This is a genomic window from Gemmata sp. SH-PL17, from assembly GCF_001610855.1.
Lineage (GTDB): Bacteria > Planctomycetota > Planctomycetia > Gemmatales > Gemmataceae > Gemmata > Gemmata massiliana.
In genome coordinates this window covers 8,111,745-8,126,146 of sequence record NZ_CP011271.1, presented here as the reverse complement: position 1 = coordinate 8,126,146, position 14,402 = coordinate 8,111,745, and the positions used below count along the sequence as shown (strand labels likewise).

12 protein-coding genes are annotated in these 14,402 nt (G+C 64.7%); 6 read left to right on the top strand and 6 right to left on the bottom strand.

Translation table 11 applies throughout. From position 1 onward, the window contains the following. Positions 1-552: 552 nt before the first annotated feature. From VT84_RS33850 to VT84_RS33830, 5 genes are all read left to right on the top strand, one after another. Positions 553-1,398: a hypothetical protein gene (locus VT84_RS33850; protein ID WP_082842646.1), complete on the top strand. Its 846-nt coding sequence runs from the start codon at positions 553-555 to the stop codon at positions 1,396-1,398. 187 nt (positions 1,399-1,585) lie between these two features. Beyond that, on the top strand, positions 1,586-2,215 hold the full coding sequence (locus tag VT84_RS33845) for a Fe(2+)-trafficking protein (protein ID WP_052550835.1): 630 nt from the start codon (positions 1,586-1,588) through the stop codon (positions 2,213-2,215). Further along, positions 2,212-2,880 carry a hypothetical protein gene (locus VT84_RS33840; RefSeq protein ID WP_052550836.1) on the top strand — a complete coding sequence of 223 codons (669 nt, stop codon included), beginning with the start codon at positions 2,212-2,214 and terminating at the stop codon, positions 2,878-2,880. The genes VT84_RS33845 and VT84_RS33840 overlap by 4 nt, the downstream gene beginning before the upstream one ends. Before the next feature lie 120 nt (positions 2,881-3,000). Beyond that, positions 3,001-4,200, top strand: a complete 1,200-nt coding sequence (locus tag VT84_RS33835; RefSeq protein ID WP_082842645.1) for a hypothetical protein — start codon at positions 3,001-3,003, stop codon at positions 4,198-4,200. Continuing rightward, entirely contained in the window at positions 4,197-5,399 is a 1,203-nt protein-coding gene (locus VT84_RS33830) for a PQQ-binding-like beta-propeller repeat protein (RefSeq protein WP_082842644.1), read from the top strand. Before VT84_RS33835 ends, VT84_RS33830 begins: the two co-directional genes overlap by 4 nt. Positions 5,400-5,505: 106 nt before the next feature. Here VT84_RS33830 and VT84_RS33825 read toward each other — a convergent pair whose 3' ends face one another. Both VT84_RS33825 and VT84_RS33820 read right to left on the bottom strand, forming a co-directional pair. Continuing rightward, complete coding sequence (locus VT84_RS33825; protein WP_082842643.1) at positions 5,506-5,769, bottom strand: YunC family protein; 264 nt, start codon at positions 5,767-5,769, stop codon at positions 5,506-5,508. A 153-nt stretch (positions 5,770-5,922) separates the two neighbouring features. After that, positions 5,923-7,302: an OprO/OprP family phosphate-selective porin gene (locus VT84_RS33820; protein ID WP_082842642.1), complete on the bottom strand. Its 1,380-nt coding sequence runs from the start codon at positions 7,300-7,302 to the stop codon at positions 5,923-5,925. A 250-nt stretch (positions 7,303-7,552) separates the two neighbouring features. On the opposite strand from VT84_RS33820, the gene VT84_RS33815 reads away from it, so the two are divergent. Then, positions 7,553-8,989 (top strand): carbohydrate porin, encoded by a 1,437-nt coding sequence (locus VT84_RS33815; protein ID WP_204249680.1) that lies wholly within the window; start codon positions 7,553-7,555, stop codon positions 8,987-8,989. 48 nt (positions 8,990-9,037) lie between these two features. Here the strand turns inward: VT84_RS33815 and VT84_RS33810 are convergent, their stop codons facing one another. The 4 genes from VT84_RS33810 to VT84_RS33795 all read right to left on the bottom strand — a co-directional run bounded on the left by VT84_RS33810 (position 9,038) and on the right by VT84_RS33795 (position 14,361). Continuing rightward, on the bottom strand, positions 9,038-11,077 hold the full coding sequence (locus tag VT84_RS33810; RefSeq protein WP_082842641.1) for a SpoIIE family protein phosphatase: 2,040 nt from the start codon (positions 11,075-11,077) through the stop codon (positions 9,038-9,040). Positions 11,078-11,323: 246 nt separating this feature from the next. Further along, a complete protein-coding gene (locus VT84_RS33805; RefSeq protein WP_082843488.1) occupies positions 11,324-12,289 on the bottom strand; it encodes a DUF1559 domain-containing protein in 966 nt (321 codons plus the stop codon). 71 nt (positions 12,290-12,360) lie between these two features. Next, positions 12,361-12,711, bottom strand: coding sequence for a hypothetical protein (locus VT84_RS33800; RefSeq protein ID WP_157470146.1), 351 nt, complete (start codon positions 12,709-12,711; stop codon positions 12,361-12,363). A gap of 357 nt (positions 12,712-13,068) precedes the next feature. Next, the gene (locus tag VT84_RS33795) at positions 13,069-14,361 is read right to left on the bottom strand and encodes a hypothetical protein (protein ID WP_082842639.1); all 1,293 of its coding nucleotides are present in this window, start codon (positions 14,359-14,361) and stop codon (positions 13,069-13,071) included. Positions 14,362-14,402: the final 41 nt, after the last annotated feature.

Below are 14,402 nucleotides of genomic sequence, written 5' to 3'. Positions count from 1 at the left end.
CCCGGAGGGGCCGGCTGGCGTAGCACAGGGCTCCCGCCCTGTGGTCCGATGATCGGTGATTTGAATTCTGTCTTCTGTTCCGCGCTCCGCGTTCCGAACTCCGCGCTCGAAATAAAGCGAGCCTCCGGGGGTAGATACTCCCCCCGGAGGCTCTTTTTGGGCGGCCGGCTTACGGTCCACCCGTAGCGGCCGTTAAGACAGCCGGCCCATACACGTACATTGGTCACTAGGCACAGGACCACCTCCTTTCAACATTGTCACGCCTCCGGCCCCGCGACCAGGCGAGTTCCTTCGGCCTTCAGTCCGTCGCACCACGGACGTGCGACCCGTCGAGCCAACGGAATAATACACCCTCAATGTGTCGCGCGAAGCCCATTTCGGCATTTTTCCCGTTTCGCACTTGCCGCTTCAGTCGCGCAGTTTGATACACACGGACCGGCTCCGGGGCCGGCGCCCGAAGCCGCACTGGTCGGAACCGTCAACACTGGAGAGAATACGGTGTTAGACCTTGCGGTCCCTTCGTTCCGTTCTCAATTCGGGGGATAGCCGACCATGATAGCCACGATCGCTCTCGCCGTTCTCGCCGGGCTCCCGGCACAACCGGCTGGTACCGTGAAGTTCACCAACGTGCGGACGACCGTCGGCGAATTGGGGCCGACCCGCGAGAACAACAAGCTCGTGCCGGGCGACGTCCTGTTCATCGCCGCCGACGTCGAGGGCATCACCATCGACGACAAGGGTAACGCCGAGTACACGATGGACATGGAGGTGGTGAACTCGGCCGGTACGCGCGTGCTCCCGCCCCCGAACGAGCCGAAGCCGAAAGCGGAACCGCGGGCCGAGTTCTTTCCGCTGCGCGGGAACAAGATGCCGGTCCGCGTGTTCGTCACCGTCGGGCTGGATTTGGCCGCGGGCAACTACACGTGCAAGGTGAATCTCACCGACACGAAATCGAAAGCGACGACCAACCTCGACGTGAAGTTCGAGATCGCGAAGAAGGAGTTCGCGGTCGTCGCGGTGCGCACCAGCTACGACCAGAACGGTGAGATCTCGGCCCCGACGTCCGGGCAGGTCGGCCAGATGGTGTTCGTCCAGTTCAGCATCGCGACGTTCGAGCGCGACATGAAGACCAAGCAGCCCAACATCGAACTCGCGTTCCAACTGCTCGACGACAAGGGCGCGCCGACGATGAAGGAGGCGCTCAAGGTGATTCAGGACGACAAGTCGTCCGCGTCGGTCGCGCCGATCAAGGAGGGCGACGGCATGTTCCGCGTGATCCCGTTCCCGCTCTACATGAACCGCCCGGGCAAGTTCATTCTGGAAATCACCGCGACCGATCGCGTCTCGAAGAAGACCGCGACCTACAAACTGCCCGTCACCGTGACGCCCAGTAACTGAGGGACCTAACCCCCTAACCCCCTTCCCTAGAAAGGAAGGGGGAACAGGACCACATACAGCAGACATCAAATTCCGTGGCGGTCTCAAGCCCCTCCCTTTTTAGGGGAGGGGTTTGGGGTTAGGTTCTTCCCCTCCGTGCGTACAATACCCACATCTCTGATTTCGCACACTCACCGATTCGCGACCCATGAATAACTTGGCCGATCAGATTGCCCGCTTTCGCAACATGGCGCAGGAAGACCCCGAGAACGACCTCGCGCACTACCGGCTCGGGCAGTTCCTCCTCGAAGACGGACAGTTCGAGGAGGCGGCGAAGTCCTTCCGGCGCACGCTCGAAATTACCCCGGAGTTCTCCACCGCGTTCAAGTTTCTCGGCGAGAGCCTGCTGAAACTCGATCGTAAGGACGAAGCGATTGAAGTGTTCACGAAGGGCTGGGCCATTGCGGACGACCGCGGCGACCGCGTGCCGCGCGACGCAATGGCGAAGCACCTGGAACAGCTCGGCGCACCGATCCCCAAGAAGCAGGTGACCGCGCCGGTGGACGACGGCACCCCCGGAACCGGGTTCCGCTGCGAGCGCCCCGGGTGCATGGAGGGCAAGCGCGCCCGGCAACTCGATAAGCCGCCGGTCCCCGACGCGATCGGGCTGCGCATCCACCAGGAAATCTGCTCGGCGTGCTGGACGCTGTGGCTGAAAGACCTGAGCGTGAAGGTCGTGAACGAGCTGCGCCTCGACCTCAGTTCCGAGGGCGGCCAGCAGGAGTACGACAAGAACATGCGCGAGTTCTTCGGGTTCGAGCCGGAAGCCGCTCAGTGACACCATCCGCACTCGTACAGTACGGCCGGTCCGGGTTCGTCGGCCGGTTCACCTCGGCCGCGCCGGTGTTGCGGTCCGCGCGCGTGATCGTGCGCGGTCCGCGCGGCGTCGAGCCGGGCGTGGTGCTGTGCGAACCGGGCGAGCGGTTCACCCCGGCGCTTTCTACCGAGGGCGAACTGCTTCGTGCTGTAACGGCCGAGGACGATTCGCTCGTCGCGTCGTTCCCCGCGCGCGAGGCCGAACTGCTCGCAGCAGCGAACGCGGCCGCTTCCGAATGTGGCCTCCCGCTCACGTTCGTGGATGCGGAACTCACGCTCGACGCACACCTCATTCTGCACGGGCTCGCGTGGGAAGCCTGCGACGCGACCCCGCTGTTCGCCGATCTCTCCGCGCGCTTCGGCCTCTCAGTGCGGTTGCTCGACCTTTCGCAAACGGCGGTCACCAAAGATCCCCCACCGCCATCCACGAGTTGCGGTAAACCGGGCTGCGGGTCCGAGGGCGGGGGCTGTTCGTCGTGCGGTACGGACAGCGGGGAGAAGGGTGGCTGCTCGACCAAGTCGTGCTCGCGGGGAAAGGTGAAGTCCGCCGACGAGCTGACCGCGTATTTCTCCGACCTGCGCCAAAAGATGGAACGGTCCGCGGCCACGCGCACCCCGTTGATGTGAGAGCAATTCTTGTTATCCTTGTCGGACGAGTCTTGTTGTTCTCGTAATTCGTGCAGTGTTTGATCCCGCACGAGTGACAGATCACGTTCTGCGTTCCCACCAAACAGGGAGGCGATTCTTATGCAGCGGTGGACCTGTATCGCGGCCACGCTCGCGCTACTCGGTGCCGCGCTCGCGCTCGCACCGGCGCGCGCGGCCGATGACGACATGACACGGGCGCTGACCGCGCTCAAGGCGATAACCAAGGAGGGGCGCGGAAACGAAGACGCTGGCCCCGCGTGGAAGACGCTCGTGAGTCGCGGAGGGGCCGCGCTGCTTCCGGCGCTCGAAGCGTTCGACGACAACAACCCCACAGCGGCCAACTGGCTTCGCACAGCGGTGGACGCGATCGCCGAAGGCGAAAAGGCCGCGAACCGCCCGCTGCCGGCCGACAAGCTCGAAGCGTTCGTGAAGGACACGAAGAACGCGGCCAACGCGCGGCTCGTGGCTTACGAACTGCTCGTGGGGCAAGACGCCGCGGCGAAGGAGCGTTTGCTGCCGGGGTTCCTCGACGACAAATCGCCCGATCTGCGCCGCGACGCGATCGGCCACCAACTCGACACCTTGGAAAAGTCCACGCGCGCGAATGTTCGGACCGACCTGGAGAAACTCTTCACCTTCACACGCGACCAGGACCAGGTGGAATCGCTCGCGAAGAAGATCGAGGAGAAGGGCGGGAAGGTCAGCGTCAGCGAACACTTCGGGTTCGTCACCCACGCGGCCCTGATCGGCCCGTTCGACAGCACCGCGGGGAAGGGGTTCGACACCATGTATCCTCCCGAGAGCGCGAAGGACACGGAGGGCAAATTTAAGGGCAAGGAGGACAAGGAGCTAAAGTGGGGCGCGTTCACCACCACTGACAAGTCCGGCACGTTCAACCTGAACAAGATGCTCGCCGCACACAAAGATGCGGTGATCTACGCGCGGGCGATCGTGGTCGCGGGGGCCGAGACGCCGGCCGAGATCCGCGTGACCAGCCCGACCGCGGTTCAGATCTTCCTCAACGGCAAGAAACTGTTCGCCCGCGAGGAGTACCACCACGGGGCGCCGTTCGATGCGAACATCGGAAAGGCCACACTTCAGAAGGGCGAGAATGTGATTCTGCTGAAGGTGTGCCAGAACAACCAGCGGGAAGATTGGGCGCAAGTTTGGCAGTTCCAAATGCGCGTGTGCGACGCGACCGGTGGCCCGCTCCCGCTAGAGCAGAAGGTCACGGTGGACGGCAAGTCACTAACGCACAAGCTCGGCTGGCTCCCGGAATCGAAGGAGGAGAAGAAGTGATTCGCTACCTGCTAACTTCTGCACTCGCACTCACGCTCTCTTCCGCCCTCTTCGCAACGGACTGGCCGCAGTTCCGCGGGCCGAACGCGACCGGCGTTTCCGTGGATAAGAACCTGCCGACCGAGTGGACGAAGGATAAGGGCTTCAAGTGGAAGGCGACGCTCCCTGCACGGGGTGTGTCGTCGCCCGTTGTAGTCGGTGATCGCGTGTACGTGACGTGTGCGTCTGGTACACGCGGCGACCGCTTGCACGTGTTGTGCTTCGATGCGGAGAGTGGAAAACAACTCTGGCACCGCCAGTTGCAGGCCACGGGGAGCACCGCGTGCCACCCGAAGTCGGGCATGGCCGCGAACACCCCGGTCGCGGACGAGACCGGCGTTTACGCGCTGTTCGGCACTGGCGACCTCGCGGCGTTCGATAAGGACGGCACCCTGCGCTGGTACCGGTCGCTGGTCAGCGACTACCCGACCATCACGAACGCCGTCGGGATGGCCGCGTCACCTGTTCTGGTGGCGGGTAAACTCATCGTGCCGATGGACAATTCGGGCGAATCGTTCCTCGCGGCCGTCGACACGAAGTACGGCAAGAACATCTGGAAGACCGAGCGCCCGCGCGAGATCAACTGGACCACGCCGATCGTGCGCCAGGTCGGATCGACTACCGAACTGCTTTTTGCGGGGCCAAAGGGCCTGACCGCTTACGACGCCACGAGTGGAGCGGACCGTTGGACGTTTAAGGGCGGCGGCGGGGCCATTCCGATCGGCGTGGTGGACGGCGACGCGCTGTACCTACCAGTAGCCGGCGTGAGTAAGTTCAAGATCGACGCGAAGGGCGTGGCCGAGAAGCCCGAGTGGAACGCGAAGGACATGCAGACCGGGTACCCGTCCCCTGTAGTGTACGACGGCCGCGTGTTCACGGTCGGGAGCCAGGGACTCGCAGTGTGTACGAACGCGAAGACCGGCAAAGTGATCTACAAGGAACGCCTCAAGGGTGCATACTCGGCGTCGCCGGTCGCGGGCGACGGGAAGGTGTACTTCCTGAACGAAACGGGCCTCTGCACCGTGGTGAGTGCGAAGGCCGACGAGTACGAACCGCTCGCCACCAATGACCTCGGCGACGGCTCGCTCGGCACGCCCGCGATCGCCAACGGCCGTATCTACATTCGTACCGACAAGGCGCTCTACGCGATCGGGAAGTAGCCCAGCGCCCCAGTTGTTGACCGCCCGGTGTCGGCGCCATCGAGCGTCCGGCACCGAGTTAAAGCTCTGCCCGAGTGCGAACCAACCGTTCCTCGCTCGTGGCAGACTATCGAATCACGTCCAGAACCTCGGCCCCGGTCATTCCCACTTGAAGACCGGCAGCGGCGCCACTGGTCGACACGGCCGTGACCTTGGCCACCAGCATGTCGTCGAACGAGCGCACCCCGGTAACGATCGCGGCCGCCTCACCGGTCTTGTCAAACGTGGCGACGGCCAAGTACCCGCAAGCCAACACCCCACGGCTCCCGCGAATCAAAAGCAGCGGGAGCTTCAGGTCGATTCGGTGCTGTTCCAGTCCGTCCCAGTTCATGGTGTGTTCCCCTTCGGTTCGGTCGGAGTCGGGCGCCCAGGTTCATCAAAGCTCCTGGCTCTATGATCGCATACAGAGGTAGGCGCTCTTCGGCGAATGCCCTCCTGCGCCGCCTTGCAGTTCCGTCGGTGCTCGGCCCAAACGAGATAGAAACTACCAGAATATCGCGGTGCGAAATCCGAAGACGTGGACCGGTAGGGCCGGTGTCCCGCGCGCTTCTGGCGTGGCCATTGTGTAGTTCACCATGATCCGCGTGTAGTCGTTCAGGTACCAGTTCGCCCCAAGCGTCGTCTGTAAGAGGCGCGCCCCCTGCGAAGCGGACGCGAACGGGCCGCTGGTGGGTTGCGGCAAATTCGACGACATGAAATCGCCCAGAGCGAACCGGGCCGCGAGTTCCACCGCACCGAACCCGGTCGCGGACTTACCCGGTGTTCGGACCAGCGGGCGCAGCACCGAAACGTTCGAGAACGAGGCGTCCGTCCGGTTGTACCCGCGGTGCTCGCCGGTCAAAAAATAGCTCGCGTCGACGTAGGCCCCGTGCAGAAAGATCGGCCCGTCGCCGATTTGCTGGATCACAGTGCCGAACCACTCGCACTGAACCGAGAGCGGGCCGTAAACGCCCGCGGCCTGAAGGTTATAGAGTTGCTGACTGCTCGCGGGAATGTTGATCGTCGGCAAGAACGGCGACGCGGGGCTGTCGCTCACGTCGAGGATGTTCGATTGCGCGTCCGGGGCGTAACGGACCACACCGTTGAGCGGAACCCGGTGCGAGAACGCGCCGCCGATGTGAACGAGGCGGAACGTGCCCTCGTCGGCGGAGTAGATCGGCAATCCGGTGAGCCGGGTCGTGATGGCCCAGTTCCCGCTGTCTCCGCTACTGAACCCGCCGCTACTCGTGCCCACGCGGAACGCCCCGAGTGCGAACGTGGCGCGCTCGTTCTCGGTCCACCACCGCCCCGCAATGCCCCAATCGCGTGCCGGGTCCAGTTCGTTCAACGGCGAGCGCTCCATGAACGTGATGAAGCGCGAACTGGTGGCCCCGTCCAAACTAAACGGCTCGCGGAAGTAGCCCACCTGCAACTCGCGGAGCCCCGGGAGCGCGGTCAACCCCACGTACAGGTCGCGTGGGCGGAAGTTCCCATTTGCGAAGTCGACTTCTGCAACCCAACGGGCGGAATCGCCTACGGTGCCCTGGGCACCGAGGCGCGCGCGCCGGAACCCGTAACCGTTTTGCAAGTCACCGATTAGGGCTTTGCTCGACGTCGATTGCGAGACCACTACGGCGTCTGCTTCGATACGCCCGCGGAGTTCAAAGGTCGGTTTCAGCCCCAACCCCAGCCGCTCGCTCAGTGGATTCGTTACAGACGCAGGGAGATCGGGAGTAGCTGGCGTGGCGGGTGTTAGCGCTGGGGCGCTGGGAGGAACCGGTTCCCCCATAGGCGCGGCCGTTCCCCCTGGAAGATCACCCGCGCTTGCTGGCGCCGAGATCGCCCATGCGACGACGAGCACACCCCACGCGGCCCAGCGGGTCATGGTACCCCGAAAAATCGCTCAAGATTTCCCGCTCCATAGTCGGAGCACGGTCCGTAATCAACGTCAAACTGTTCCGCATGTAGTAGTCCGCTTCCCCGGCTTTAATATCTCTCCCCGTTTTTCCATCACAACCGTCTTTCCACGGCACCGATAGTTTTCGTGACTGATCGGACGAGTTGCGCTAACAGTGCTTCGAGTCTGGTCCCGCCCGAGCTGTGCCACGGACGGCGCGTCGTGAAGGACTCACGCCATGCGGAAACTCTATTTCGGCTTGCTGGCGACGGTCGCCGTGGGCTTAACACATACGGGAAGGGGGGCGGCCCAGAACCCGCCCCCGGCCGTGTTACCCGACGGGCTCCCGACCGCGGTTCCGGCAGACCCACTCACGGTCACTCAGCCCCCCGCACCTCAACCCGGCGCGCCAGGAGCGTTTGACGCGCTCCAGGGCATTACGGGCTGCGCGCCTGCGGAACCACCGACTCCTCCCGCGCCGCCACCCTACGGCGGCCCGTTCCTGGAGCGCCAGAAGTTATTAGGCGGTTGGTTCGGTGCACGGGAGCGCCTGCGCGATCACGGTGTGACTCTCGACATTCACTCAACAAACATCATCAGCGACTTGGCCAACGGTGGGCTGCGTGAGAGCTTCCAGCAGCGCGGGCGCATCGACTATCTGATGCACGTTGACGGCGAGAAGGCCGGATTGTGGAAGGGATCGTTCATCGATCTGCACGCGGAAATGGCATACGGCACCGCGATCAGTGGGTACACCGGCGCTCTGGAACCGGCGAACATCGCGCAGATCCTGCCCACTCCCAACGGGTACGTCGGCGCCCTGACTGGAGTGAAATTTACACAGGCTTTATCGGAACGGTTCATTACCTTCTTCGGGAAGATTAACACGGCCGAGGCGTTCAACCAGCCGTTCACCGGCGGCGCGCTCGGGGTCGACGGGTTCATGAACGGGGGCCTGACGATCCCGGCCGTGTTCGTGCGCACCATCCCGTACTCGACCTACGGTGCGGGCTTTGCGTACCTCAAGGGTGCCGAACCGGTCTTCTCGTTCAGCCTCTTCGACGCGAACAACACGCCGACGCGCGACGGGTTCGACACGTTCTTCGATAACGGTGTGGTGTTCGTCCCGCAGGTCAATGTCCCGACCAAGTTCTTCGGACTTCCCGGGCACCAGGGGCTCACCGGGTCTTACAGCACCAAGCGGTACACCATTATCGACCGCACGGCGTTCATCAACCCGATCCTCGGGCTGACCGCGCCGACCAAGAGCGGGTCGTGGGCGCTGTCGTACAACTTCGACCAGACCCTCTACGTCGCCCCGGACAACCCGAAGCGCTCGTGGGGTACGTTCGGGAACCTCGGCCTCGCGGACCAGAACCCCAGCCCGTTCCGATGGTTCGCGAACATCGGTTTCGGTGGGAGCAGTCCCATCGCGTCCCGCAAGCTCGACACGTTCGGCGTCGGGTACTACTACTTGGGGCTGAACAACGCCCTTCAGAACCTCGCCCCGCGCTTGTTGCCCTTCCGCGACCACGAGCAAGGGGTCGAAATGTTCTACAACTGCGCGGTGACCCCGTGGTGCCACCTCACCCCGGACGTGCAGTTCGTGATCCCCGCACAAAAAAGAGCCGATGCCCTGACGGTCTTCGGCCTTCGCGCGAAAATCGATTTCTGATATCTCGCGATTCGCCCGTTTCGTCGTAACGATTCGAGACATCGCTTGTCACTCGGCTCCGGTCGGTGTGCCCATTTTGATGACGACGAAGGTGACGTCGTCGACCGACTTGACGTCCCCGCGGAACGCGGTGAGGTGCTCGCGAACGGCCGCAGCGATGCTATCAGCCGATCCCGCGGCCGACGCGCGAATCACGTCGCGCAGTCGGTCCTTCCCGAACTGCTCGCCGGTCACGTTGGGCATTTCCCACACGCCGTCGGTTCCGATGAAGAGAACCCGACCGGGCGGGAACGCAGCGGACGTTTGTTCGCGGTACTGCGTGTCGTCCATCACGCCGAGCGGCAGATCGCCCTCGCCCACTTCGGCGAAGCTCCCGTCGGCCGGGTCGTAGACGATCACCGGATCGTGCCCCGCGCTCACCCAGCGCATCGTGCCGGTCTTCGAGTCGATCACCGAGAGGTGCATCGTCATGAACCGGTCGCCGCCGTGGTCGGCCGAAATGAGGCGGTTGAGTCGGCCCATCAGGTCCGCGAGATCCCCCGCGACGACCGCCCGGTCGCGCAGCACCGCTCGCACCCCGGCCATCACGAGCGCCGCAGCGACCCCGTGGCCCATCACGTCCCCCAGTGCGACGAGTACCGCGTTCGGTGCGGCCTTGTCTAGCACGAGGAAGTCGTAATAGTCGCCACCGGTTTCGTCGCAGTACGTACTGTGCCCGGCCACATCGAGTCCGCGCACAACGGGCGCAGCGGTGGGTAGCAGGCGCTGTTGCACCTCCATCGCGATCCCGAGCGAGTGCCGGAGTCGGAGCCGGTCTCGCAGGTCCGCGATCATACGATTAAGCGCATCGGCCAGTTGCCGGAACTCGCGGCTCCCGCCGAACTCGGCTTTCGCTTCCAGGTCTCCTCCACCGACCCGCTGCATGAACCCGATGAGCGCCGACACCGGGCGCGACACGATGTTCGCCAGCGCGAACGCGAGCACGACGGCGGCCAGTACCGCGAGCGCGGCCGCCACGAGCGCGAGCACCTGCGTGCGCCACACGTCGCCAACAAAATCGGACTTCGGCGCGACCACAGCGACCGCCCAGACCAGATCGTCGCCGACCCGGAAAGTCGTGACCGACCCGAGGTAGTCCGTGTCCGCGTGGCGGAACTCGAAGCGGTGGAAGTCGTCACTGGTCGCAGAGGTGAGGTATTCGGGTCGGAGGTTCGCGCGGTACGCATCGACGAGCGGGTCACCGACGTCCGCGAGCGTCAGAATCTTCCCGCTGTCGCGCGCCCCGGGCGCTCCCACTCCCCGGTGGTCCGGGTGCGCGAGCAGGCTCCCATCAGCAGTGAAGAGGAACACGCGCGAGTGCGCGCTCACCGACAGTCCGGAGACGAAATCCGAGAGCGCGTTTAGATCGAAGTCCACGCTCAGTACACCGCGAACCGCGCCCGTGCCGTCTTTTACAGGTGCCGCGCACGAGATGCCGGGGACGCCCTGGTTGTAAAACACATACGGCGGGAGCCACACCAACCGGCCCAGTGCTTTCGCCCGAACGTAGAACGGGCGCGTCCGCGGGTCGTACCCGCTGTCGTCGTCGGTCTTGAACACCTTACGGCTGCCACCGGGTAGCACGTCGTACTCGACGAGTTTCGTCTTCCCGGCCACCATCCGGCTGTGGTTGATGCGAAGCGTGCCCTCCGGGGTTCGGTACGCGCCGGTAAACGTTCCGGCCTCGTCGCCGTAGCTAACCCAACTCAGACCGGGGTTCGCGCGCAGAACCGCGAGCAGTTGCGCGGCGATTCGTTCGTGGTCTGTCACCGCGAGCCCGTTATCAGCGAGTTGCACGAGCGATTCGACGACCGGCGCCGCCCGCAGCACGAATGCGTGCGTGTGCGTTGCGGCCCGCGCGCTGACTTCCCGGAACACGGCGCCGGTGAGGGCTTCGGTGCTGGCTCGCGTGCTGCGGTGCGCGAGCCACAGAACCACGGCCCCCGTGAGCAGCACCAGTCCGCACACGCCCAGCACCAACTTCGTGCGGAAGCTCAGCCCGTGTGCCACGGGCGCGGTGGTCGGCGGCGCGGGTGCGATCGGGTTCATGATCCGTCCAGTTTCAAGGAACACAATCACCCGCACGCACCCGCTGCGGAGATGATCGGGAGTTGGACGGACCCCGCAGCGAGAGCGACTACGATTGGGATTGGTTGAGCGCGTACCCGAGGATCATACCCCGTTCTGCGAGCCGGTACGAACGTATTTCCGACGTGGAAATGCGGGAATTTCGCCCGAAACGCGAAGGCCCGCCGGAACGCCGCCGACGGGACTTCGTACTGGTTCGATTTTGGGTCAATCGTTCCCGTTCACTTCACCGGCCTGAGCGGTCACCATCCGGGCGAACATGCGAATGTCCATGCTCTCCCGCAGGAACCGCACCGATCCGTCGCACAGGCCGACGCTGATCCCGCCGGTGTGGAACGCATACGGTTCGCCGTTGTTCGTGCAGTTCATCGCCTGGAGGCCCGGGCGGGTATCGTTCGGGGGCGTGCAGCCCTGGAACCCGAACTCGGACGCCTCGTCGCACCACGCGGCCCCGGGCACCGTGGCCCCGGTGGAGCTGAGGCGCCGGTTCGCGCGCCACCCGTTCGGGCGCCCCGCGTCCTCGACGTAGAAGAGCGTGTTCGACAGCCCGTCCGTTACGCTCGACCAGGTCATGATCCGGTACGTCGAGCCGGTGTTGTACGAGAACGACCCCCAGGCGGTCGAGTCGGTGTAGGCGTCCACGTTGTTGGGGAAGCTACTGACCAGGTCGGCGGACACCCGGTTGATGACCGAGTAGTCGGTCACGGCCGCGTTGTCGATCGTGAACCCACCGTGGGTCCAACTCACCGCGACGCGCTCCGAGTTAGGGGTTGATGGACAGTTGAGCACGTTCACCTTGGTCGTAACCGCGGTGCGGTTGTTCGCGTGCCCGAAGTGGAGCTTGATATCGTAGGCCTTCCGAATATTGTCCTGCTCGATGTAGGGCAGGATCCACACCAGCGCGCCCTGGTACGCCCCGGCGGGGACGCCGAGTTTCGGGAACCCACCGCCGGCGGACCGCGACGGCGGGACCACGCCCGTTGCGTCGTGGAACCCGTGGCACGCGAGCCCGAGTTGTTTGAGGTTGTTCTGACACTTCATGCGCGCGGCGGCCTCGCGCACCTTCTGAACCGCGGGCAGAAGGAGCCCGATCAAAATCGCGATGATGGCGATGACGACGAGCAGCTCGATCAGCGTGAATCCGCGCTTCGAGCGATGGGAGGAGAGGGGCATGGGCAACTCCGGGAGGGCAAGGGCGGAAAACAGAATGGGCGATTCGGGCGGCCGCTCGGTGGTCGAGCGGGTCACTTCAACTTGAACGGCGCGAGTTCGTTCGGGCCGTCCTTGATTGTGGCTTTCAACTTTGTTTGGCCGGGGTCGCGGTACCGCCCCTTGAGCCGGTCTTCGGCCGAGTCGCGCCCGTCCTCCGGCCACGTCACAGCGACCGAGTACGCCCCGGCCGGGGCGCCGTCGTTCTCGCCGTAAGTGCTCAACTGGAAGTCGCCGTTGGCGTCCACGGTCGCACGGGGGCGCGGGTCGGGGTTGGTGGTCGGTTCGTTATCCGGGATGAACAGAACGAACGCACCCGCGGCGGGTTTGTCGGCGATGAGGAGCTTCCCGCGGACGGGGTGAACGGGCTTTTGTCCGTCGGGCACTTGCGTGGAACCGCAGCCGAGCACGAGCAATGACAAAAGGAGGACGGAGCGCCGTGAACGGCACTTGCACCGGGAGAGGGCGGGCATGGTGGTGGACCGACTGTTTATGAAAATTTCGGGTAGGCGGAGTGAAGATTTATCATAAATGTCGGCTCTGCCAAGCCCAAAAATGAAAGTGCAAAAGACGAATACAGTCTGCGCGTCACAGAAATGTGGCCACTCAATGAATTTCAGCCGCGTCGTTATTCGGAGAAAAGTACGGAGATCGAGCGGAAAGAGATGAGTTGCGGTGTGCGCTATTGTGAGCTGCTCGCACCGAGGGCCGCGAACGGCGTGGCCCTCGGGCGGTAACTTGAGCTACTGCTTTTCGTCCTTCGGCTCCGGCAGGCGCACCAGGATCATTTGCTGCGTGCTTTCCTTGCCGTAGTGGACCAGGATCGTCGATTCGTCTTTCGTGAGGTTGTTCAGCCCGGTCTCGAACACAATGTCCTTCTTTTCCCCGATCGACCACGCGACGCGCTGCGTCTTCTTGTCCACGGACCCGTACACCTGGAGCGTGTTGTCGGCCACGGCGTCGTAATAGTTCCCGCGGAGCACGCCGTCCTTGTTCACCGCGATCTGGACGATGCGCTGCGCGACCTTTTCGTCGCTCTGGATCAGCCCGAACACTCCGAGCGGTTGCCACTCGTCGTTTTCCGCCGGCTTCACCGCGCGCCCGGCGTCGGCGATGGACGTCGCTTGTGTCGCGTACTCCGTCGCGGTGCCGGCCGATTCGCCGTTCACATACACGTTGTCGTCCTGAATGACGACAGTGCTCCCGTAGTCGTACTCGACCGGCGGGGCCGAGACGCCGACGAACGTCGAGACCGTGTTCCACACGGGCGGAGCCCATAACGCGGCCCCGACTACGTACCGCGGCGCGACCCAAGCGACCGCGTGGGTGCGGTACCACGTCGGCGAGAAGTACGGGTACGGGGTCGCGCGAATACCAACCGCTGCGCCACGAACCGCGACCGGACTGACGTACCCGGTGTAGTGCCCGACCGCTCCGACCCGCACACCTCCTGCGGCGTACCCGCCGTAGGGACCGGCGACCGCCCCGCGTCGCACGCCCCCGGCAGCGTACCCACCGTAAGGACCGACCGCGGCCCCGCGCGCGGCGCCACCCGCCGCGACCCCGCCGTAGGGTCCGACCGCGACTCCCCCGCGTCGCCCGACGGCCGCGGCTCCGGCTGGTCCGTTGACCGCCGCACCAGCAGCCCCACCCGCGCGAACGCCGCCCGCCGGACCGACCGCGACCCCGCCTCGGTGCCCGGTCGTGTACGAGTTCCCGCCCGGTCCCGTGACGCGAGTGGCCCCGCCCCCTCCGGCGCGAACGCCGCCGTAGGGTCCGACCGCGGCGCCTCGACCGCCGACGTGCTGAACCGTCGCACCGCCCGGACCGGTATACGTTCCGCCGTGTACGTTCCCTCCCCGAACGCCACCATACGGACCGGTCGCGACCCCGCGTGCGGCGCCGCCCGTGCGAACCCCTCCCCCGGGACCGACCGCGGCCCCACGGACCGCGCCCCCGCGCCCGAACGCTTGAACCGGCCCGGTCGAAATTGCCACAACCATTCCCGCGGCTATCGCGCAAATTGCGAGTTTCATATGTAGTTCCTCTCGGAAGACGCTGTTATGAGTTTCCCAAT

Coding starts and splice junctions, on each gene's coding strand:
- VT84_RS33810 (WP_082842641.1), bottom strand. CDS start 11,077: ATGAACCCGATCGCACCCGCGCCGCCGACCACCGCGCCCGTGGCACAC.
- VT84_RS33850 (WP_082842646.1), top strand. CDS start 553: ATGATAGCCACGATCGCTCTCGCCGTTCTCGCCGGGCTCCCGGCACAA.
- VT84_RS33845 (WP_052550835.1), top strand. CDS start 1,586: ATGAATAACTTGGCCGATCAGATTGCCCGCTTTCGCAACATGGCGCAG.
- VT84_RS33805 (WP_082843488.1), bottom strand. CDS start 12,289: ATGCCCCTCTCCTCCCATCGCTCGAAGCGCGGATTCACGCTGATCGAG.
- VT84_RS33835 (WP_082842645.1), top strand. CDS start 3,001: ATGCAGCGGTGGACCTGTATCGCGGCCACGCTCGCGCTACTCGGTGCC.
- VT84_RS33825 (WP_082842643.1), bottom strand. CDS start 5,769: ATGAACTGGGACGGACTGGAACAGCACCGAATCGACCTGAAGCTCCCG.
- VT84_RS33815 (WP_204249680.1), top strand. CDS start 7,553: ATGCGGAAACTCTATTTCGGCTTGCTGGCGACGGTCGCCGTGGGCTTA.
- VT84_RS33820 (WP_082842642.1), bottom strand. CDS start 7,302: ATGACCCGCTGGGCCGCGTGGGGTGTGCTCGTCGTCGCATGGGCGATC.
- VT84_RS33795 (WP_082842639.1), bottom strand. CDS start 14,361: ATGAAACTCGCAATTTGCGCGATAGCCGCGGGAATGGTTGTGGCAATT.